The organism is Amycolatopsis sp. NBC_00355, assembly GCF_036104975.1.
Taxonomy (GTDB): domain Bacteria; phylum Actinomycetota; class Actinomycetes; order Mycobacteriales; family Pseudonocardiaceae; genus Amycolatopsis.
This window is the reverse complement of the sequence record NZ_CP107982.1, coordinates 888,104-909,979: the sequence shown is the minus strand read 5'-3', so window position 1 is coordinate 909,979 and position 21,876 is coordinate 888,104. Positions and strand designations below refer to the sequence as shown.

Genomic DNA, 21,876 nt, shown 5'->3' with positions numbered 1-21,876 from the left:
GAACACTCACGACCGTTACGGTGCCGGGGCGTAACCGGACGGGTGGGCCGTGAAGGTGCCGCGGCCCTGCGTCCGGCTGCGCAGCCGGTTCGCGTAGCCGAACAGCTCCGCGAGCGGCACGGTGGCCGTGACCACCGCGGTGCCGGACCGCACGGCCGAGCCGGCCACCCGGCCCCGGCGTGCGGCGAGGTCGCCGAGCACCCCGCCGACGACGTCGTCCGGCACCGTCACGACTACTGAAGCGACCGGCTCCAGCAGCCGCATTGCGCTGGCGCGCAACGCTTCCCGCAGCCCGAACCGGCCCGCCGCGCGGAACGCCAGCTCCGACGAGTCCTTCACGTGCGTGGCGCCGTCGACCAGCGTGACACGCACACCCGTCACCGGGTGCCCGCCCAGCGGGCCCTCGGCCAGGGCGTCACGGCAGCCGGCTTCGACCGCGCGGACGTACTCGCGCGGCACCCGCCCGCCGATGATCGCCGACGCGAACTCGAACCCCTCGTCAAGGGGCTCGACGTCCAGCACGACGTGGGCGAACTGCCCGGCACCGCCGTCCTGCTTGACGTGCCGGTAGACCAGCCCCGACACACCGCGCACGACGGTCTCGCGGTAGGCGACCTCCGGCCGCCCGACCACGACTTCGAGGCCGCGCGTCAGCCGCAGCTTCTCCACCGCGACCTCCAGGTGCAGCTCGCCCAGCCCGGACAGCAGCGTCTGGCCGGTCTCCGGGTCGGTCCGCACGACCAGCGACGGGTCCTCCTCGGCCAGCCGCGCCAACGCCGAGGCCACCCGCTCGCCGTCGGCCGACCGGCGCGGCTCGACGGCCACCGAGACCACCGGGTCCGCCGTCACCGGCGGTTCCAGCAGCACCGGGTCGCCGGGCACGCACAGCGTGGCACCGACGCGGGCCGCCTTCGGCCCGGCCAGCGCGACGATGTCGCCGGCCACTGCCGTGTCCACTTCGGAAAACCGGTCGGCCTGCACGCGCAGGATGCGCGCGATGCGTTCCGTACGCCCGGTTCCGGCGTCCAGCACCTGGTCCCCCTTCCGCAGTGTTCCCGAGTACACCCGCGCCGACGTCAGCCGGCCGGTGGTCGTCGCGACGACCTTGAACACCAGCGCGGCCAGCGGCGCCGCCGGGTCGGCGGCCCGGTCTTCGCGCACCGGAGTGACGTCCGCCGGCGACGGCAGGTAGGCCACGACGGCGTCGAGCAGCGGCTCGATCCCGCGGTCGCGGTAGGCCGAGCCGCACAGCACCACGAGACCGTCGCCGGTGCGGGTCAGGTCGCGCAGGGCCTTCTCGAGGGTCGCCGCCGAGACGGTCCCGGCGGCGCAGAACTCGTCCAGTGCCAACGGGTGCAGCTCGGCGACGGCCTCCTCCAGCCGGCGACGTCGTCGTTGAACCTCCTCTCTCAGTGCGTCGGGTACCGAGTGCGGGCGCAGCAGATCGACGACGCCGGTGAAGCCGTCCTCCCGTCCGATCGGCAGCTGTACGACCAGCGGCGCCGGGTGCAGGCGACGCCGGATCGACTCGACGGCCGCGTCGAGGTCGGCGCCCGCGCGGTCGAGCTTGTTGACGAACGCGATGCGCGGCACGCCGTGCCGATCCGCTTGGCGCCACACGGTTTCGCTCTGCGGTTCGACGCCTGCGACGGCGTCGAACACGGCGACGGCGCCGTCGAGCACCCGCAGCGAGCGCTCGACCTCGTCGGTGAAGTCGACGTGGCCGGGCGTGTCGATGAGGGTGAGGCGGTGGCCGGCCCACTCGCAGCTCACGGCCGCGGCGAAGATGGTGATGCCGCGGTCGCGTTCCTGCGGGTCGAAGTCGGTGACGGTGGTGCCGTCGTGGACCTCGCCCGTCCGGTGGATGACACCGGTGCGGTGCAGGATCCGTTCGGTGACGGTGGTCTTGCCGGCGTCGACGTGGGCGAGGATGCCGAGGTTGCGGACGTTGTCGAGGTTCGAGGTGCGCACGGTGCGGTCCTAAGCGGTGTGATCCGGTTCAGGGCAGCGCGATTCCGCGTGACTGTCCACAAAGGTGTGTCACGGGTCCGGTGTCAGCCGCGCGGCCGACACCGCGGGCCCGAAGACACCAGGATCACCTCGAAGCGCGAACGGGAGACGGCGATGCGCGGACGCATGGCGGGCTCCTCTCGTTCGGCGCGGTGTGCGGTTCCGGGGGAGCGTAGCGACGACTCCGCCGGGCACCAACCGGTTTTCCGGCCGGGAACGCCGAACGGCCACCCCGGACGGTTGCCGGGGTGGCCTTTCGGAGGGTCAGCTCGGGATCAGCTGGGGTCCTGGTCGAGCTGCGTCGCCTTCACCGCGTTGGCGACCTGGGTGCAGTCGTCGTCGGTGATGCCCGCGGTGCCCGCCTTGGCCAGCGCGGCGCAGGAGGAGTTGAGGGCTTCGCCGACGTCCTTGAAGGTCGCGCTCGGGGTCAGCGTGTTCTCGACGCCCCACCAGACCTGGACCGACTTGTCGAGGCCGAGGCCGCGCACGGTCTGGTTGTTGAACGTGTCGCCGTCGGTGATCAGGTAGTCGGCCTTGTTGACGACGCCGTCGTTGATGTGCTCGTCCGGGTTGTTCGTCTCCCAGCCGGGGCCGTTGACCATGTCGGGCTGCGGGGACAGCGACGAGCGCGGGTCCTTCATGTTCCGGATCGCGCCGAGCGACGAGCCCGCGCCGAGCAGCCAGCGGTTGTCGCCGGTGTCGTTGGGGTCGTTCGAGGTGATGCCGATGAACTTCCCGAAGACGTCCGAGAGGCCTTCGTTGATCGAGTCGGCCTGGCCGCCGCTCAGCCCGGAGGTGTGCTGGGTGACGCCGTGGGTCAGTTCGTGGCCGGTGATGTCGTCGGTGGTGACGCCCTCGCCGAAGGCCATCTGCTCGCCGTCCCAGAAGGCGTTGGCGAACGGGCATTCGCCGTCGACGCAGATCCGGACGGTGCCGCGCAACGCGGTCCCGGTGCCGTCGCCGTAGTCGGCGCCGATCAGCTTCGTCAGGTCGACGTTGACGTACTTCGAGTAGAAGTCCGAGGCCTGGCCGAAGAAGTCGTAGACGTGGTTGACGTCCTCGACGCTCGACTCCGCGGCGCCTTCCTTGCGGGCGACGTCGAACGCGGTGCCGCAGCGGACCGAGTCGGTGGTACCGCTGACGACCTTGCGGTCGGCGTCGCAGACGTCGCGGTTCGCCTCGCGGACCTCGGACCACGAGGTCAGGACCTGCGGCGTGCCGGCCTTGACGACCTCGGTCCACTTGTCCTGGAACTTCTGGCCGTGCACGGTGACCTGGTAGGTCGGCACGGCGACGCTGTCACCCTTCGCCCCGCCGAGCGTGGGGTCGAACCAGTAGGCGCGCGGCGCGTCGGCCTTCAGCGCGGTCTTGGCGAGCCCGGTGCGCTTGGCGACGTCGGTGATGGCCGCGTCGGCGGCACCCGCGTCGCTCGCCGGGAACATCCCCTCGGTCTTCTTCGTGGTCCGGCCGTGCGTGGCGAGCACCGCGCCCGCCTTGTCGCGGATCTGGACGGTCTGCCCGCCGAAGACCGGCACGCCGCCGATCTCCTGCTGCGACCGCAGCACGCTGCCGAACGGCATCGCCTGGGCGTTCATCGCGCGCATCGACGGCTGCGCGATGGTCGCGGACGCCGGCGAGCCGGTCACGACCAGCGATACCGCGACGAGGGCAGCGCTCGCTGTCGCTGTCCCAACGATGACCCGTTTGCGTGACACCCGGTACACCTCCGTGGAAGGTCTTGATCACCTGACGTGAAGTCCGTGCAGGTTCACATGCCCCGAAGGGTGAGCACACCGGCTGAAAGTAGGTAACTGACCATCTCCAGTGAGGTAACGGTTGCTAAATCACCGACATTTCGGACGACCCCGGCAGGCACCACGTGTGACTGGAGCGCCAACTCGCGTGATCAGGAGGTCGACACGCGTGATTGAAGGGTCGACACGACGAAGCCCGGGCAGACGCGCCGTGTCGACTCCCCAATCACGCGTGTCGACCCCTCAAACACGCGAGTTGACCTCTGGATCACGCGGGTCGGCCGGCGGGGCTCAGGAAGTCGGCGGCGGGGCGACCACTCGGAGCTGGAGCATCGCCGCGAAGCGGGCCTCCGGGTCCGTCATGTCGAAGCCGCCGACCTCGGCCAGCCGGCGGAGGCGGTACCGGAACGTGTTGGGGTGGACGTGGACCGCGGCCGACGCGGCGATGACGTCGCCGAAGGCGTCGAGCCAGGCCCGGAGCGTCTCGACGAGGTGGGCGTGGTGCTGCTCGTCGTAGTCGAGGAGGCGGGCGACCGGGCCGGTCGGGCGATCGCCGCGGGCGGCGACCAGGTCCTGCAGCTCCAGCAGCAACGCCTCGACGTGCACGTCCGCCAGCAGCGCGGCCCGGCGGCCCGCACCACTGCCCGTGCGCAGCACCCGCAACGCGCGGTCGGCGCTGTCACGAGCCTCCGGTAGCTCGGCCGCGCTGCGGGCCACCGGGCCGATGCCGACGACCGCGCGGACGCGGTCGCCCACCCGGTCCAGGAAGTCCCGCGCGATCCGCATCGCGCGCTGTTCGCCGTCGGCGTCGCGGCTCACCGGGACCAGGCCGTAGGCCGTGTCGCCGACGAGGGCGGCCGCGCAGCGCGGGTGGACGGCGCTCAGGTGCATGGCCAGGCCGTCGCTGAGACGTTGCCGTTCGGTGGCGAGGCCGGCGTCGGCGGCCTCGCCGCTGTCGAGCACGGCCAGGGCGAGCACGACGACCGGCTGGTCGGCCAGGCCGAGCCGGCTCAGCGCCTCGCGGGCGGCGGCCCCGCCTTCCAGCGCCGTGCTGAGCAGGTCCGCGCGGAGCCGTCGTTCGACGTCGGCGCCCGCCCGGACGCGCAGCATGTGCAGCGCCACCAGGCGGGCGGCGTCGCAGAGGGCCTGGGTGCGGTCGGCCGTCAGCGGCTCGGACACCGCGGCCCAGATGGAGCCGAGGATCTCGTCGCCCGCGCGGACCGCGACGGCCACACGCGGCATCGTCAGGCCGTCGAGGCGTTCGACGGGCAGGTCGACATACACCGGCTTGTCGGTGCGGTAGAGCTCGCGGAACACGCCGCGGTCGGCCAGCATGCGGGCGAACCGTTCGGGGACCTGACGGCCGAGGATCGTCTCGACGCGCGACGGGTCGGCTTCGTCCTGACGCCCGGAGAAGGCCAGCACGCGGGAGCGGCGGTCCTCGATGGTGACGGGCGCGTCGATGAGCGCCCCGATCGCGTTGGCCACGGCGAACAGGTCCCCCGACGGCAGCCCCGCGAGGGTCTCGGGTTCGGCGTCGCCGACGTCGCCCTCGGCGAGCAGCGACCGCAGCATCGCCGCGAGCTGGGTCCAGGACGCGCCGCGCGTCAGGGACAGCAGCGCGACGCCGGTCTCCTCGACGGCGACCCGGACCGCGTCAGTCACCGTGACCGGCGCGCGCAGGACGAGCCCCGCGGCGTCGTGGCGGGCCAGGATCCGCAGCTGCCGGACGACCTCGTCCGGGTCGCCGAGGCCGACGCCCAGCACCAGGGCGTGCTGTGGCAGCGCCGGTTCGTCCAGAGGGTCGTGGATGGCGACGCCGCCGATGCCGCCGGCCCGGTCGCCGTCCCCGAGCACCAGGTCCAGGAGGGTGCCGCCCAGGTCGTCGAGGACGCGGCCGAGGCTGGCGTGCGGGCGCAGGTTCACGGAAACGAGCACCTCCCGAAGCTAGGCGTGTCGCTGCCAGCCTAGTTCGTCGGCACGGACGAAATCAGCCCCCGAGTTCGTCGAAACCGACGAACCCGGGGGCCGGACGTCAGATCAGCTTGGCCGCGACGTTGTACGCTTCCACCTGCAGCCGGGCCTGGGGCACCCGCCGCGTCGGGTCGACGCGGATCGTGCGGCTCTCCCCCGGCAGCAGCCAGAAGTAGTTGTCGTCGTAACGCGTCGGCAGCACCCGATCCTTCCCGTTCTTCTCCCGCAGCGACAGCCGGATCATCGCCGCGACGGTCCGGCCGGTGTTGCGCACCGTCGCGACGTAGCCGGTGCCGTCCGGCCGCAGCGACGTCGTCAGCTGCGCACCCGGGAGCTGGTTGAGCGCCCGCATCGCGGCGTCGGTCCGGTACCGCCAGTACGTGTTCTCCGACAGCACCGCGCCGTGGGCGTCGGTCAGCGAGAGCCGCAGCAGGTGCAGGTCCGGCAGCCCGGCGTCGAACGGCACGGTGAAGGTGTCCGTGGCCTCGATCGGGGCGACGTCGACCTTCTGCTGCCGCTCCGCGCCGAGCGGGGCGCCGTCCAGCCCGTACAGCCGCGCCGACGCCGTGACGCCGCTGAGTGCGGACGGCGTGTGGTTGACCACCCGGACCTGCCACGTCGAGAGGTCGGCCTGGACGTGGTGCGCCTCGCACCCCTTGCGGGCGCCGTAGTAACTGCCGTTGACGTCGAGGTCGTAGTCGTAGGTCTGCCAGACCGTGCTGTGCCACGCCGGGTGCGACATCCACAGCAGCACGCCCGTGGCGTCGGCCCAGAGCTTCGTGTTCCACGCCTCGAAGATCGCGCGCATGCTCTCGTAGTTGACGAACTGGGCCTTGCGGCAGAACTCCGCGAGGCTCGTCGACGGCGCGAGGCGCGCGTCGATGGCCGCCAGGTAGGTCTGCGGCGACTGGTTGCCGTTGGTGGACCAGTCGTGCAGGAACCACGGCGCGCCGATCGGCCAGCCCGCGTCGCCCTCGCCGACGAGGGTGCGCATGCTCTCGACGACCGACACGGTCGGCAGCCCGATCTCGCTCCAGAACCCGTGCTTGCCGCCGGTCGCTTCGCCGGTGAAGTACTGCTTCGGGTCGAGCCAGCGGTACGGGCCGTCGCCGGTGATCACGCCGCCCGCGGAGTTGCCCTGGTAGAGCAGGTCGGTGCTGGTGGTGACGATCTCGCGCAGCGCGGTGTCGATCACCGCCGGCGGGGTGCCTTCGTTGCAGCCGAACCAGACCGTCGCGCACGCGTGGTGGCGGTAGCGCAGCACGGTGTCCTTCGCCTGGGCGAGGAAGATGTCGTGGTTGGCCGGGTCGGTCGACCAGCCGTCCCAGAACTCGTTCCACAGCAGGATGCCGTACTTGTCGCAGGCGTCGAACAGCTCCTGGCGGTAGGACGAGCCGACCCAGTTGCGGATCAGGGTGAAGTTCATGTCGCGGTGCATCGCCACGACGGCGTCGGTCCGCTCCTGTGGCATCCGGCGCAGCAGCTCGTCCCAGCCCCAGCTGCCGCCGCGGGCGAACACCTTGACGCCGTTGACGAGGAAGGTCAGCGGTTTCGGGCTGTTGTCCACCGACGCGACATCGGTCCAGGTCTGGCCGTCTGCCGACACCTGGATGGTGAACGTCGCCGCGTAGGCCGTCTCCCAGGTCAGCACGACCTTGTCGAACGCCGTCGCGGCGCCGAGGTCGACCTGCAGCCACTGGTTGTCGTCGTAGGCCGACGTCCAGCGCGTGTCCGGGTCGCCGTCGACGGCGTTCTCCGGCGGGTTGCCGTCCGCGACCGACAACGACGTCGCGGTTTTGCCCTTCGCCAGGTCCGTGTCCGGGGCGGCACTGTCCACAACGGACATCGTCCAGAGCGAGAAGCCCCAGCCGGTGGCGCGCTTGAGGCCCTGCATCCGGACGTACCGGGCGTTCCGCGGACCCAGGTCGACGCTCTGGGTGGCCCGGCCGTCGGCGATGACGATCGGCAGGTCGTACCGGTAGCCGATCTGGCGCAGGCCGATCTTCGTCGTCCGGCGGTCGCTGGTGGACGCGCCGATCGCCGCGGTGAGCGTCAGGTCGTAGAGGTTCGGGTCGCCGTACCCGTTGGGCCACCACAGCTTCGGGTTCTTCACCTGCTGAGCCGGGAACACGACGTCCGTGGCCTGCCCGGCCGGGACGGTGACCGTGCTCGACACCTTCACCGGGCCGAAGGCGGCGGAGACCTTGATCCGCTGCGCGGTGGCGGCGGCGTTGCGCACCGGCACGGTGAGCGTGACCTCGGCGGTGTCCGCGCCGGGCAGCTTGGTGTCGACGCGCACGTCACCGAGCACGGCGGCGCCGGTGGAGCGCAGCCGGACGTGGTCCCAGATGCCCGACGCGCGGTCGCGCACCGCGGGCATCCAGTCCCAGCCGGAGACCGCGAGGTAGGTCGGCGAGTTGTCGAACATGGTGCTGCCGGCGTCGACGAACGACTGCCCGGCCGGCCCCTTGTCGCTCGGGCTGCCGGGTCGCGGCATCGGCGAGATCTTGACCGCGAGGGCCTGGTCGCCGGTGCGCCGCAGCGCCGCGGTGACGTCGAAGACGCCGCGGCCGAACGGGTGGCTCTGCGTGCCGATGTTCGCGCCGTTGAGCCAGATCGCGGCCTCGTGGTTGACGCCGTCGAGTTCCAGCCACACGTGCCGGCCCGGCGAGGTGTCGAGGCCGCGCGGGAGGGCGAAGCGGCGGCGGTACCACCAGGCGTGCCGGGACAGCGCTTCCGGGATGTGCATGTTGTGCATGCCGGACACCGGATCGGGCAGCTGGCCCTGCTCGACCAGCGACGCGAGCACGGTGCCGGGCACCGTCGCCGGGAGCCAGCCGCGGGTGTCGACCGACGCGCCGGACAGCGCGGCGCCGTCGCCGGTGGGCGACCAGTCGTCCATCGTGAGCACCCAGCCGGACTCGAGCGGCACGGTGCCGTCGGGCGCCACGGACAGCGCGGGCGGGTCGTCGTGCGGGCGCACCGGGAAACCGGTCCAGCCGCGGACCGCGGGCCGGTGGTCGCGGCTGGTGCCGAACACCTGGAAACCGTTGAGGCCCAGCGGGTTTGTCGTCGAGCGGCTCGCCGCGGTGAACCGCACCCAGCGGGCGGTGACCGCCACCGGGATCGTCACCACGCCGCCTGCCCCGGCGTCGGTGTGGTGGACAGTGCGCCAGGCCTTGCCGTCGCCGGAGACGTCCAGGTCGAAGGCCACCGCGTAGCTCGAGAAGACCTCGTCGCCGACGGTGTGGGTCCGGGACGCGCCGAGGTCGAGGGCCGGGTCGCCCGGCTTGGCCTCGAAAGTCAGCACGACCGACTCGATCTGGCACTGGCCCTGCAGGTCGACGACGATCCACTGGCCGTCACCGGGGGTGGCGCGCCAGCCGGAGCCGCGGACGCCGACCTGGGCGAGGCCGTCGACGGCGAACTCGGCCGGGGTGGCGGCGTAGTCGGCCGACGAGACCTGCACCGGCCGGAACAGCGCCAGGTCGGTCCGGGCGTCCTGGCCGTCGGCCGCCGCGGGCGCGGCCGAGGCGACGCCCGGCAGCACGGCCGCCAGGCCGAACCCGGCCAGCAGCCCGGTGCCCACGGCCAGGACGTTCCGCCGGGACACCGAGGCCGTCGAGGACACCGAGGTCATCTCCACGGGCTCGTCGCCGTACTCCTCCGCCATGCGAACTCCGTTCTCGAAGCGGCAGTCACGCACGGCACGAGGGCCCGGAGGGTGTCGGCGCCGGTGACTGACAACGTTGCCAGTGAGCATCCGCCGCGCTCGCGGGGACGGTCAAGAAGACAAGGAAGACAAAAATTAGGAATAATGACATCGATGTCGGCAACCGTGCCCGGTGTCCCGTTCACCGGTGCCGCCGTCCTGCCGGACGGGGTCGCGCTCGGTACGGTTGCATCGACTTCGCACCGAAGCGCCGGCGCGGGTCCACCCGAGGAGGCAGCACGCCATGGTCCAGGTCGAACGCACCGTCACCGTCGCCACCCCGGTCGAGCAGGTCGCGGCCTACCTCGCGGACTTCGCGCACACCGAGGAGTGGGACCCGGGCACGGTCCGGTGCACCCGCACCGACGCCGGCCCGGTCGCGGTCGGCGCGCGGTGGCACAACGTCTCGGAGTTCCGCGGCAAGGAGACCGAGCTCGACTACCGGCTGACGCGGCTGGACCCGGACCACGTCACGTTCGTCGGCGAGAACAAGACGGCCACCTCGACCGACGACTTCACCTTGACCTCGGGCCCGGACGGCACAACGGTCCACTACCAGGCGACGATCGTCTTCCACGGCGTCGCGAAGCTCGCGAGCCCGCTGCTCAAGCGGGAGTTCGAGCACCTCGGCGACGACGTGGTCCCGGCCCTGACCGCCGCGCTGGAGAAGCTCACGACACGCTGACGCGGCCGGCCGCGAGATCGGCCGCCGTGCCCAGGTCGTCCACCGTCGTGAAGCCGCGCTCCCCCAGGTGCGCCCAGCCCGGCCCCGCCGCCACGACGTCGCGGCCGAGCTCGCGCAGCCGGAGCACGAGGCGGTCGTCGGCGGTCGGAGCGGCCATCGACCACAGCACGACCAGCACCGGGTCGAGGCGTTCGGCCAGGTCGGTGAGCGTCTCGGCCGGGACGAGCTGGCCGAGGTAGCGCACCGGCACCCCGGACTCGGCCAGCGTCGCCCGCAGTGCCTCCATCGGCAGCGAGTGCCGTTCGGCGGGGCAGCACGCCAGCAGCACCGGCCGGCCCGGCACGGTGTCCGGGAACCGGCGGCCGAAGCGCTCGAGGGCGAAGGAAGCTTCCGTCGTGAGGGCCCATTCCGACGCGAAGCAGACGTCACCGCGCTGCCAGCGGTCCCCCAGCTCCCGCAGGACCGGGACCAGGACGTCGGTCCACGCCGCGGCCGCGCCCAGCGTGGAGAGCGTCTCGTCGATCAGCGCGGCGACCGCTTCGAACTGCAGGTCCTCGGCCGCTTCCGTGAGCTCCCGCACCCGGTCGCCGGCCGGGACGCGCGGGCGCGGCGCGGCGGTGAAGGCCGCGGCGGCCGCTTCGCGCACCGGCATGCCGCGGGTGATCAGGCGCTGCATGTGCTGCAGGCGGCGGACATCCGCGTCGGAGTACCGGCGGTGCCGGCCCTCGCTGCGGGCCGACGGCCCGATCCCGTACCGCGCGCTCCAGCTGCGCAGCGTCACGGGCGAAACGCCGAGCAGCTCGGCGACCTTGCCCGGCGCCCACGATCCCGCGGCCGGGACGGGTATCGCGCCGACGTCCATCCGGATCCACCGTCCTTTTGCCACCCACCGGCCCGATGGGCTGTCGCGGCAGCATAGCGACGCCACCGCGGCGGCCGACCGGCACGACGGCGCCGGCGCGGGGACGCGGCCGGCCGGGGCGGTGACCGGGCCGCGTCCCCTCCGGCGCCGTCCGGCGCCGGTGATCCGGCCCGCGTCAGCCGGATCCGGGCCGGTCGGGTGGGGTGGCACCCACCACGGCCGGCGGCGAATCGGGGAAGCGTTGTCCTGTCCGCCCAAGCTACACCCGGACCGCAACGGTTGGGCATCGCTGTCGCACGGATGCAGTACCCGCCTTGAGGCTCTCCCGGGCGGACGAAGGCCGTGTGATTTTCCGGTCGCGGGGGTACCACCATGCCGGGGAGCCGTTCCACCGTCGAGCACGGAAGACGACCGCATGACCGATCAGCACACCGCGCCCGTTATCGGGAGCACCGGCGACGCCGGGATCGTGACCGTCCGCTGCGCCGGCGACCTCGACCTCGGTTGCGCGCCACGGATGCGGCAGGCGCTGCTCGCCGCCGTCCGCGACTGCGCCCGCGGGGTCGTCGCGGACCTGAGCGCCGCCACCTATTGCGACTCCCTCATCTTCAGCGTTCTCCTCGAGACGCACCGGGCCGCTCGCGCGCGCGGCGTGCCCTGGGCGCTCGCCGCCGACCGGGTCACGGTGGCGCGGCCGCTCGCGATCCTCGGCCTGGACGGGCTGCTGCCGCTGTACGAAGACCTCGACGCGGCCGTCACGGCGCTCGGCGGGGAGCCGGCGACGCGCGCCTGCTGACCTCGCCTGTGGATCGGCTGAAGAAACCCGCCGCACGCTCGCGGGTCCCGGGCCGGGCGCCCCAGGATCGGGGTCATGGTGGTCCTCTCCGAACGAGCGGCGGTGCGACGGCTGCACGACCGGCTCGGCTTCGGCCCGCGGCCCGGCGACCTCGACCGCGGGTTCGCCGAGACCCGCGACCGGTTGCTGGGCACCGGCCCCGATGCCGGGGCGGCCGCGACGCCGATGCCCGCCCTCGGCGCGCCGCCCGAGCGCCCGGGCAAACAGGACAAGGCCGCGAAGCAGCAGGCGACCAAGCAGCTGCAGGCGCAGGCCGCCCAGGCCACGCTCTGGTGGCTGGACCGGATGACCGCCACCGACGTCGCGTCGGTGGAACGGCTGACCTGGTTCTGGCACGGGCACTTCGCCACGAGTGAGCAGAAGGTCCGCAGCCCGGAGCTGATGCTGGCGCAGAACCAGGCCCAGCGGGACCACGCGCTCGGCAGCTTCACCGACCTGGCGCGGGTGATGGTCGTCGACCCGGCCCTGCTGCTGTGGCTCGACGGCAACAGCAACAAGGCGGGCAAGCCCAACGAGAACCTCGCCCGGGAGTTCATGGAGCTGTTCACCCTCGGCGTCGGTCACTACACCGAGGACGACGTCCGCGAAGCCGCGCGGGCGCTCACCGGGTGGACGGCCCAGCGCGACACGACCACCGCGAAGCTGGTGCCGAAGCGGCACGACAACGGCGAGAAGCACATCCTCGGCGCCACCGGCGACTTCGCCGCACAGTCCTTTGTGGACTTGGTGCTGGGCCGGCCGGAGTCGGCGCCGTTCGTCGCCGGCCGGCTCTGGTTCCGGCTGGTGTCTTCGGCGCCGCCCGCGGCCGACGTCCTGAACCGGCTGGTCGCCGCCTACGGCAGCCGCCGCGACATCCGGGCACTGCTGCGGGCGATCACCGCCGAGCCGGCGTTCCACGACAGCGCGACGTCGCTGGTCAAGCAGCCGGTCGAATGGCTGGCGGGCCTGCTGCGCGCGTTCGGCGTGCGGCCCGGTTCGCTCGACGAAAAGACCCGCGCGCAGCTGCCGGCCGGGCTGCGCGGGCTCGGTCAGGTGCCGTTCCTGCCGCCCAGCGTCGGGGGCTGGGCGGCGGGCGGCGCCTGGCTGACGACGTCCGCCGGCGTGGCCCGGCTGCACCTGGCCCAGCTGATCGCCGCGCACGCCGACCTCGGCGCCGTCGCGAAAGCGTCGGACAAAGCCGGCGCGATCGGCGAGCTCCTCGGCGTCGACGCGTGGTCGGACCGGACCCGGGCCGCGCTGGCCGGGGTCGCCGGCGACGTCCGCCAGCTGGCCACCGTGGCCGCCTGTGCCCCCGAATACGTAGTGAGTGGGTGACGATCGTGCAGGTCAACCGACGCCGGTTCCTCACCGCGACCGGGGTGACGGCCGCCGCGGCGCTCGCCGCCGGCGCGACCCAGGTCGACTGGGCGCGGCTGATGTCGGCCGCGCAGGAGAACCCCCTCGACCCGAACGCCGGGGTGCTCGTGGTCGTCACCCTCTACGGCGGCAACGACGGCCTCAACACGGTCGTCCCGGCGGGTGACAGCGTGTACCAGAACGCCCGGTCCGAGCTGGCCTACAAACCCGAAGAGGTGCTCGACGTCGGCGAAGGGCTCGGGCTCAACCCGGGCCTGAAGGGGTTCAAGAGCCTCTGGGACGGCGGGCAGCTGGCGATCCTGCGCGGGGTCGGCTACCCGAAACCGGACCACAGCCACTTCCGGTCGATGGCGATCTGGCAGACGGCGTCGCCGGAGACGTCGGTGCCGACCGGCTGGCTCGGCCGCTGGCTCGACGCGACCGGCGACGACCCGCTGCGCGCGGTGTCGGTCGACCCGGTGCTGCCGCCGTTGCTGGCCGGTGCCCGGACCGCGGCCGCGTCCCTGCCGGTCGGCGGGCTCGCCCTGCCGAAGGGCGCGCTCGGGACGGCGTTCCAGGGCCTCGGCGCGGCCCAGGCCGGCGAGGGCTACTGGCAGGCCAGGGCGGCCCGGTCGGTCGGTGACCTGCACCGCGCGGTGGCGACGCTCGGGGCGCACGCGTCTGCGAAGGACAAGGGGAAAGCCCAGCCGCGCAAGGGAGAGCTGGCCGCTCAGCTCGACGTCGTCGCCGGGCTGATCGAGGCGGGGGTGCCGTCGCGGGCGTATTCGGTGTCGCTGGGCGGCTTCGACACCCACGCCGACGAGCGCGGCACCCAGCAGCGGCTGCTCACGGAGCTGGACGGCGCGCTGACGCCGTTCGCGCAGCGGCTCGCGAAGACCGACCGCGGCAAGCAGGCGGTGGTGATGGTCTACTCGGAGTTCGGCCGGCGGGTGACGGCGAACGCGAGCCAGGGCACCGACCACGGCACTGCGGGCCCGATGTTCGTGCTGGGCGCCAACGTCCACGGCGGCTTCCACGGCGCCGAGCCGAGCCTGAGCGACCTCGACGACGGCGACCTCAAGCTGACCACGGACTTCCGCGACGTTTACGCGACGATGGTGGAGGACGTGCTGGGCTCGGACGCGGGTCAGGTCCTGCCGGGCCACCGCGGCCGGCTGACGGGCTTGTTCGCCTGACGCCTCACGCCGGCGGCAGCCCGGCCAGCCGGAAGCGCGCTCCCCCGCCCGGCGCCGCCTCGCACCACAGGTCGCCGCCGTGCGCCCGCGCGAAACCCCGCGCGATCGGCAGCCCCAGCCCCGAACCACCCTGGCCGCGGGCCTCGTCCAGCCGCACCAGGCGGTCGAAGATCCGCTCCCGCTCGTGACCCGGGACGCCCGGGCCGGTGTCGGTCACCGTCACGCCGTCCGGCGCGACCTCGAGGGTCAGCGTGCCGTGGCCGGCCATCGCGCGGACCGCGTTGTCGGTGAGGTTGGCCAGGATCTGCGTCAGCCGGGCGCTGTCGCCGAGCACGCGGGCGTCCGGGCCGGTGACCTCGACCGTCACCTCCGGCGCCGTCAGTCCCACGCGGTCGGCCTGGGCCCGGGCCAGCGCGAGCAGCGCCACCGGGGCGCGTTCGAGGTCCGCGCCCGCGTCGAGACGGGCCAGGTCCAGGAGGTCCGCGACGAGCTTCCCGGCCCGCTGCGACTCGCGGACCACCAGCAGCTGCAACCGGGTCGGGTCGGCGCCCGGGGGCAGCTGCAGCAGGGCTTCGGCCGCCGCCTGCACGCCGGCCAACGGCGTCCGCAGCTCGTGGGCGGCGTCCGCGACGAACCGCCGGGTGCGCGCCTCGGACGCCCGCGCCGTCCGCTCGGCGCCTTCGAGGGCGTCGAGCGCCGAGTCGAACGCGGCCGCCGCGCGACCCAGCTCCGTCGTCGTCCGCTCCGGCGCGAGCCGGCCACCGCGACCGCCGGAGACGATCGAGCGGGCCAGGCGGGTCATCGCGTCCAGCGGGGCGAGCGCGAACCGGACGGCCAGCAGCAACGCGACCGCGGCGACGAGCAGCGCGGCCAGCCCGGTGGCCAGCAGCACCCACCGCAGGCTCTGCTCGGCGGCCGCCACGAGGGTCTCGTCCGCGGTCAGCGTCAGCTTCGCGCCGTTGATCCGGGGCGGGCCGGTCAGTGTCGCGCGGACCTGGCGGATCCGGTCGGCGGGCGGCAGGTCGGCCGCACCCAGGAACGTGCCGTCCGGCAGCGCCAGCGACGCCTGGACCCCGCGGGTTTCCATCCGCCGCAGCAGGTTCTGCGGCGGCACGTTCTGCTTCGCCAGCTGCTGGGCCAGCTGCACGCGGGCGGTGAGCAGGCCGTTGACGTCCTTCTCGGCCTGGGCGCGGAACACCGTGTCCACGACGAACCCGACGGCGACCAGCACCACCGCGAGCACCACCAGCACGGTGACGGTGACCCGGCGGCGCAGCGACACCGTCCGCAGCCCGGTCACGGCTCGCCGCGCAGGACGTACCCCTGGCCGCGCACGGTGTGCAGCACGCGCGGGCCGTGCGCCTCCAGCTTGCGGCGCAACGTGCTCACGTTCACCTCGACGAGGTTCGCCGCGTAGTCGCCGTAGCCCCACACCGCGGTCAGGATCTGCGTCTTGCCGACCACCCGGTCGCGGTGCTGGGCGAAGTACACCAGCAGCTTCCACTCGGTCGACGTCAGCTCGACCTCGGCGGCGCCGTACCGGACGCGGCCGCCCTCGACGTCGACCACCAGGTCGCCGATCTCCACGGCCGCCTGCGTGCGCCCCGTCCGGCGCAGCACGGCCGTCACCCGCGCGACCAGTTCCGCCAGCACGAACGGCTTCACGACGTAGTCGTCGGCGCCGTCGCCGAGGCCGCGCAGCCGGTCCTCGACGCCGTCGCGCGCGGTCAGCATCACGACGCCGGCGGCCGACACACGGCGGATCAGGCGCAGCAGCTCGAACCCGTCGCGGCCCGGCAGCATCACGTCCAGCACCACGAGATCCGGGCGGGCGCGCGACAGTTCGGCCTCCAGCCCGGCGCCGTCGGGCAGGGACCGGACGGCGAACCCGGCCGTCGCCAGCGCCGTCTCGACCGCGACGCGGATCGCTTCGGCGTCCTCGACGACCAGGATCCGCGGGGCGTTCACCGCCCCAGGGTAACGCCGTCCACAGTGGCCGGTCGCCGAACGCGCGAAAGCCGGCCCCGGACGTCCGGGGCCGGCTCTTCGTGGCGGTCAGGCGGTGATCTCTTCCTTCGCCGCACCGGAACCGACGGTGATGCGGCGGGACTGGGCCCGCTGCGCCACCGGGATCCGGACGGTCAGCACGCCGGCGTCGTAGTCCGCTTCGATGCGGTCGGCGTCGAGGGTGTCACCGAGGAGCAGGCGGCGGGTGAACACCCCGCGCGGACGCTCGCTGACCTGGTACTGAGCGCCTTCGGCCGGATTGGCGGGCCGCTCGGCGCGCACGGTCAGGACGTTGCGCTCGACGTCGAGGTCGATCGAGCCGGGCGTGACACCGGGCAGGTCGAACTGGACGACGAAGTCGTCGCCGTCGCGGTAGGCGTCCATCGGCACGCTCGCCGGGCGGCTCGCCGTGCCGGTGGCGCCGAAGAACTGCCGGCTCAGCCGGTCGAAGTCGCGGAACGGATCGGTACGCAGCACCATTTCGGGTCTCCTTCCCACCAGGGGTTCGTGGCCGGGGCGGTGGTGGCCCGCCTTCGCAAAGTTGACAACTACGGACTCAATTTAGTTGTTCCGGTGCTACTCAACCCGAGGCTGTGACGCCGGGCACGGCCAGTGCCGCCCGGGTGACCCCCATCGGGTGGATAACCGCTCGATGGGCGGATCGTCGCGGGTCAGGCGGTTATCGTCCGGTCGAAGCGTCCACAGTGGACCAATGCTGGACAGGGAGGGGATCCCGTGCGCGTGACCCATGCCGCTCTGGCCGCGCTGGCGGCCTGCGGGCTCGTGCTGCTCGCCCTCCCCGCGCCGTGGTCCGCGCACGCCGACCCGCTGCCCGGCGGCCTGGGCCCGTGCGTGCCGGGCAGCTGCCCCGCCATCTTCCCGCCGGTCGGGAACGGGTCGTTCGCCGGGCGCGACAACGGCGTCAACGTCTTCGTCGGCGGCACCATGCGCGTCACCGGCAGCGCGGCCGAGGCCGAGGGCCGGGTGGTCGTCGGCGGCGACTTCACGCTGCGCAAGACGTCCGGCTCGTCGATCTACAACGTCGGCGTGGCCGGGGTCGGCTCGCGCGTGCCACCGCCGGACGGCGCCGACTTCCTGACCGTGGGTGGCGACCTCACCGTCGCCGACACCCAGCGGCTCGACGCCGTCGGCGACTCGGGCGGCGGCGTGGTCCGCCACGCCGGGTCGGTGACGGGCACGGTGCTCGGCACCGTCGTCCACGACCCCGCGGCGATGAAGCCGTACGCGGGCCTGCGCGAGGACCTGACGGCCGCGAGCCGGTGTTACGCCCGCGTCGACGGCGCGCCGCGGCCCGCCACCGGAACGGTGGTCAACCAGGGCTACCAGACGCTCTTCACCGGCGACGGCAAGTCCGCGCTGCAGGTCTTCAACCTCACCGCCGACATCGCCGGGCCGGGCGGCAGCACGCAGGGCATCACGTTCGACGGCATCCCGGCCGGCGCCACGGTGCTGGTCAACCTCACCGGCGGCCCCCGCACGATCAACACCTACAGCGGCACCCTCGACGACAACGACCCGCTGAACAAGCTCCGCTCCCGGCTGCTGTGGAACATCCCGGACGCCACGACACTCACCCTCACCGGCAGCGGCCAGTTCCAGGGCAGCGTGCTGGCCGGCAACCCGGAGGGCACCACGACGATGACGCTCCCGGGCAGCAACGGCCGGTTCTTCACCACGGGCAACCTTGTGCACGGCTCGAGCGCCGGCCCCGGCAGCGGCCAGGAGTTCCACGCGTACCCGTTCACCGGCGACCTGCCGTCGTGCACGAAGCCCGAGCCGCCAACCACCACACCGGGCACCAGCACGACGACGACCACATCGACGACTTCGACATCCCCCACCACGTCGACCACCGGCCCGGCCACGACCGAGCCCACCACGACAACGGCTCCCACCACGACGGAACCGACCACCAGCACATCCGAGCCGACGACCACCAGCACGGCACCGACGACGGACACGACCACCACGGCAACGAGCACCACGGCCACGAGCACGTCCACCGCGCCGACCAGCACCACCGGCGACACGACGACGAGTCCCGTGGACACCACGTCGTCCAGCAGCACCCCGCAGCCGGTGCCGGTGCCGGTGCCGGACACCGGCGGCGGCTCCGGCCGCCTGCCGGACACCGGAATCGACGTCGGCCCGCTGCTCGGTCTCGGTGCGCTGCTGGTCACCGGGGGTGCCGCGCTCGTGCTCGTGACCGTCCGCCGCCGCACCCGCTGACCAGACACGTATATCCACAATGGACCGATATTTCACACTGCGGCCTCACGGGCAGCGTGTCACCATCGGGTGAAGTACCTCGCGGGCCCGTGGACCTAACAAGGGCGTAGCACTCCTGTAATGAAGTGTCATTACGGTCCCCGGGGCATGTCGATCGGGCAGATGGCGGACTCCGCACAGGTGGCGGATCCGCGAGGTGAACGGGTGCTTGCGGTAGAAAACGGGAAAACGAGAGTGTCGCGGGGCTGGTTGCTGCCCGTTTTCGGGGCGATGCTGGGCGCGCTGGTCTTCCTCGTGGTGCGAGGCAGCCTGACCGACGACAGCTACATCACCCTCGCGTATGCGAAAAACCTCGCGGAACACGGTGAATGGGGCATGATTCCCGGTTCCCCGGCGAACTCCGCGACGTCGCCGCTGAACATCCTGCTGCTCGGCGCGTTGACGCTGGTGACGCGGATCTTCGGCGGCGCGCACCCGGTGATCGCGCTGGGCGTGCTGACGGTGGTGTGCGGCGGCGCGCTCGGCTGGGCGTGGCAGCGGATCGGGCGGGTGCTGTCGCTGCCGACGGCGGCGGGTGTGCTCGGCGTCACCTTGGTGCTGCTGAACCCGTTCGTGTTGTCTGCCATCGGGCTGGAAGTCCTGCTCATCCCCGCCGTCCTGCTGGTGCTGACGGCGCTCGCGCTCGAAGGCCGGCCGGTCTGGTTCGGCGTCGCCGCCGGGCTGGCCATCCTGACCCGGCTCGACCTTGTCGTGTTCGTCGTGGTGATCGCGCTCGGCACGCCCGCGATCCGGCGGCGGTTGCTGCCCGCGGTGGGCTTCGCGGTCCTGACGACCGCGCCGTGGTTCCTGGTCAGCTGGATCGCGTTCGGCTCGTTCGTGCCCGACACGCTGGTGATCAAGCAGTCGCAGGCCGGGCTGTTCGCGCCGTGGAGCTACAGCACCGGGCCGATGATGTACTACCTGGGCTGGCCGGTCACCGTGCTCGTGTCGTTCCTGCCGGCCGTTGTCGGCGTGGTCGCGCTCGCCGGGTGGGCCGCGGCGCGGTTCGCCGTCCGCTGGCCCGACTTCCCGCCGCTGGGCCCGGTCGCGGCGCTGGCCGCGGGCGGGATCGTTTACTACATCGCCTATTCCTACCTCGGCGTGGGCCCGTTCCACTGGTACTACGTGGCGCCGGTGACGGCGACGAGCGCGTTCGCCGTCGCCGCGTTCGGCAGCTGGTACGCCCAGGCGCACGAGAAGCCGGCGCTGCGGACCGGTCCCCCGCTGCTCGCGCTGGGCCTGACCGGGGTGCTGGTGCTGGGCGGCGCCGCGGTCGACGCCTCGCAGGGCCTGCCCTGGAAGTCGCCGGTCGTGTTCGGGAACTGGGCCAGCGCGCAGGACTACGCCCGGGTCGGCACCGAGCTCGGCAAGCGGCTCGACGGCGCGAGCGTCGCCAGTCCCGGCGAGATCGGCACCCTGGCCTACTACTGCCAGTGCGCCATCCTCGACGTCTTTTCCGATCGCGGCGAGGCCGTTTCGCTGGTCCAGCAACGGATCGCGACGGCGAGCCCGGTGATGAGCCTGGCGCTGCGGGTGAACTACCACTGGCTGGACCGCTCGGCCACGCCCCGCAAGCGGGACTACCGGCTGCAGTACGCCTCGGGCCCGGCCACCGGGCCGGACAGCTGGCAGGTGTACTCGGCGGCCAAGGGCGTCGGGCACTTCGTCCTCACCCGCGAGCCGTGAGCGTCGCCCATCGGGCGCCCGCTGTGGACGCGGCTCCCGAACGGCGGCCCCGCACCCCACGGCGCTGGGTGCTGCCCGTAGCCGTCGCCGCGGGTTCGGCGCTGGTGTTCGCCGCGGTGCGCCCGCACCTGATCGACGACACGTTCATCACGCTGTCCTACGCGCGCAACGTCGCCTTCCACGGGCACTGGGGCCTGATCACGGCCGAGACGTCGAACACCGCGACGTCACCGTTGAACGTCCTGCTGCTCGCCGTGCTGACGTTCGTGCTGCGGGACGCCGCGCTGGCGTGCGGTGTGCTGTTCGTGCTCTGCCAGGTGGCGCTGGTCCTCGCGCTGCGCCGGACCGGGACGCGGGCGGGCCTGCCGGCCTGGTTCGCGCCGGCCGCCGTCGCGCTGCTCACGGTGAACCCGCTGCTGCTGTCTTCGATCGGGCTGGAGGTCGAGCTCGGCGCGGCCGGGATCGCCTGGCTGCTGGTGTGCGCCGGCGAACGGCGGCCGATCGCGTTCGGCGTGCTGACCGGCCTGGTCGCGCTGGTCCGGCTCGACCTGGTCGTGGTCGCCCTGGTGCTCTTCCTGCTGCGCCGCCGGTTCTGGGAGAAGGCCTGGCAGACGGTGCTCGCCGCGGCGGCCGTCGCCCTCCCCTGGTTCGCCTTCAGCTGGGTGGTGCTCGGGTCGGCGGTGCCGGACACGGTGATCATCAAGACACTGCAGAAATCCTGGGGTACCTGGGACTTCGGCAACGGCGCGGGACTGTACGCCCGGGTCTTCCCGTGGGCGACGGCGCTGTCGTTCCTGCCCGCCGCCCTCGCACTGGGCGCCTTCCTGCTGTGGCTGGCCGGCTCCGGCCGCCGTGGTCCACAATGGACGAAGGTGCTGCCGTTCGCCCCGCTGGTGCCGGCCGGGCTCGCGCACTACCTGGCCTACACGCGGCTGCACGTGCCGCCCTACCACTGGTACTACGGCCCGAGCCTGGTCACGGTGACGCTCTTCCTGGCCGCCGCCGCGGCGGCCAGCGTGCGCGTGCCCGCCCGGGTGGCCGGCGCGGTCGCCGTCACCGGCGTGCTGGTCCTGAGCGTGGGTTTCTACGTCTCGGACGGCCTGCCGCGGCCGTTCGCGCCGCTGATGTCCAACCACGACTCGACGGCGGACTACGAGCGGATCGGCCCGGAGCTGGGCCGGCTGGTCGGCGGCGGCACGGTCCGCAGCGGCGGGGAGATCGGCGTGCTCGCCTACAGCTGCGGCTGCGCGATCGTCGACCTCTTCGACGACCGCGGCGCGGTCGGCCCGGCCATCACCGAGCGCCAGGCCCACCTGGGCGCGCTCGGCCGCGCGCTGGTCGACGTCAACTTCCGGTACTTCGACCACGGCGACCGGCCGATCGTCACCGACTACGCCCTGGTGCGCGGCGACCCGCCGCCGGAAGCGCTGGCCCACTGGACGCTGACGTCCCCGTGGGCCGGCACCCAGCAGCTGTATCTCGTCCGGGGCAACGGAAGCGGAGCTTGAGC

Annotated in this window: 15 protein-coding genes; 7 read left to right on the top strand and 8 right to left on the bottom strand. The window is 72.9% G+C overall.

Features of this window, described 5'->3' with window-relative positions:
- Positions 1-15: 15 nt before the first annotated feature.
- The 4 genes from fusA to OHS18_RS03955 all read right to left on the bottom strand — a co-directional run bounded on the left by fusA (position 16) and on the right by OHS18_RS03955 (position 9,411).
- Positions 16-1,971 (bottom strand): elongation factor G, encoded by a 1,956-nt coding sequence (gene fusA, locus OHS18_RS03970; protein ID WP_328615962.1) that lies wholly within the window; start codon positions 1,969-1,971, stop codon positions 16-18.
- 314 nt (positions 1,972-2,285) lie between these two features.
- A complete protein-coding gene (locus OHS18_RS03965) occupies positions 2,286-3,725 on the bottom strand; it encodes a M4 family metallopeptidase (protein ID WP_328615961.1) in 1,440 nt (479 codons plus the stop codon).
- A 330-nt stretch (positions 3,726-4,055) separates the two neighbouring features.
- Positions 4,056-5,702 carry a PucR family transcriptional regulator gene (locus OHS18_RS03960; RefSeq protein ID WP_328455979.1) on the bottom strand — a complete coding sequence of 549 codons (1,647 nt, stop codon included), beginning with the start codon at positions 5,700-5,702 and terminating at the stop codon, positions 4,056-4,058.
- A gap of 97 nt (positions 5,703-5,799) precedes the next feature.
- Positions 5,800-9,411 (bottom strand): discoidin domain-containing protein, encoded by a 3,612-nt coding sequence (locus OHS18_RS03955; protein ID WP_328615960.1) that lies wholly within the window; start codon positions 9,409-9,411, stop codon positions 5,800-5,802.
- 283 nt (positions 9,412-9,694) lie between these two features.
- Between OHS18_RS03955 and OHS18_RS03950 the strand changes: the two genes are divergently transcribed.
- On the top strand, positions 9,695-10,135 hold the full coding sequence (locus OHS18_RS03950; protein ID WP_328455983.1) for an SRPBCC family protein: 441 nt from the start codon (positions 9,695-9,697) through the stop codon (positions 10,133-10,135).
- On the opposite strand, the gene OHS18_RS03945 is transcribed toward OHS18_RS03950, so the two are convergent.
- On the bottom strand, positions 10,122-10,997 hold the full coding sequence (locus tag OHS18_RS03945; RefSeq protein ID WP_328615959.1) for a MerR family transcriptional regulator: 876 nt from the start codon (positions 10,995-10,997) through the stop codon (positions 10,122-10,124). The genes OHS18_RS03950 and OHS18_RS03945 overlap by 14 nt on opposite strands.
- Positions 10,998-11,412: 415 nt before the next feature.
- On the opposite strand from OHS18_RS03945, the gene OHS18_RS03940 reads away from it, so the two are divergent.
- The 3 genes from OHS18_RS03940 (at position 11,413) to OHS18_RS03930 (ending at position 14,384) form a co-directional block, all read left to right on the top strand.
- Positions 11,413-11,793, top strand: a complete 381-nt coding sequence (locus tag OHS18_RS03940) for an STAS domain-containing protein (protein WP_328455987.1) — start codon at positions 11,413-11,415, stop codon at positions 11,791-11,793.
- Positions 11,794-11,868: 75 nt separating this feature from the next.
- Positions 11,869-13,167, top strand: a complete 1,299-nt coding sequence (locus tag OHS18_RS03935; protein ID WP_328615958.1) for a DUF1800 domain-containing protein — start codon at positions 11,869-11,871, stop codon at positions 13,165-13,167.
- Entirely contained in the window at positions 13,164-14,384 is a 1,221-nt protein-coding gene (locus tag OHS18_RS03930) for a DUF1501 domain-containing protein (RefSeq protein WP_328615957.1), read from the top strand. The genes OHS18_RS03935 and OHS18_RS03930 overlap by 4 nt, the downstream gene beginning before the upstream one ends.
- 4 nt (positions 14,385-14,388) lie before the next feature.
- On the opposite strand, the gene OHS18_RS03925 is transcribed toward OHS18_RS03930, so the two are convergent.
- The 3 genes from OHS18_RS03925 to OHS18_RS03915 all read right to left on the bottom strand — a co-directional run bounded on the left by OHS18_RS03925 (position 14,389) and on the right by OHS18_RS03915 (position 16,871).
- A complete protein-coding gene (locus tag OHS18_RS03925; RefSeq protein WP_328615956.1) occupies positions 14,389-15,684 on the bottom strand; it encodes a sensor histidine kinase in 1,296 nt (431 codons plus the stop codon).
- The gene (locus tag OHS18_RS03920) at positions 15,681-16,352 is read right to left on the bottom strand and encodes a response regulator transcription factor (protein ID WP_328455993.1); all 672 of its coding nucleotides are present in this window, start codon (positions 16,350-16,352) and stop codon (positions 15,681-15,683) included. The genes OHS18_RS03925 and OHS18_RS03920 overlap by 4 nt, the downstream gene beginning before the upstream one ends.
- An 87-nt stretch (positions 16,353-16,439) precedes the next feature.
- A complete protein-coding gene (locus OHS18_RS03915) occupies positions 16,440-16,871 on the bottom strand; it encodes an Hsp20/alpha crystallin family protein (RefSeq protein WP_328615955.1) in 432 nt (143 codons plus the stop codon).
- A 255-nt stretch (positions 16,872-17,126) separates the two neighbouring features.
- Here OHS18_RS03915 and OHS18_RS03910 point away from each other — a divergent pair, with 255 nt between their 5' ends.
- From OHS18_RS03910 to OHS18_RS03900, 3 genes are all read left to right on the top strand, one after another.
- Positions 17,127-18,641: a choice-of-anchor A family protein gene (locus OHS18_RS03910; RefSeq protein ID WP_328615954.1), complete on the top strand. Its 1,515-nt coding sequence runs from the start codon at positions 17,127-17,129 to the stop codon at positions 18,639-18,641.
- A 204-nt stretch (positions 18,642-18,845) separates the two neighbouring features.
- Positions 18,846-20,366 carry a hypothetical protein gene (locus tag OHS18_RS03905; RefSeq protein WP_328615953.1) on the top strand — a complete coding sequence of 507 codons (1,521 nt, stop codon included), beginning with the start codon at positions 18,846-18,848 and terminating at the stop codon, positions 20,364-20,366.
- Positions 20,363-21,874 (top strand): hypothetical protein, encoded by a 1,512-nt coding sequence (locus OHS18_RS03900; protein WP_328615952.1) that lies wholly within the window; start codon positions 20,363-20,365, stop codon positions 21,872-21,874. Before OHS18_RS03905 ends, OHS18_RS03900 begins: the two co-directional genes overlap by 4 nt.
- Positions 21,875-21,876 lie beyond the last annotated feature (2 nt).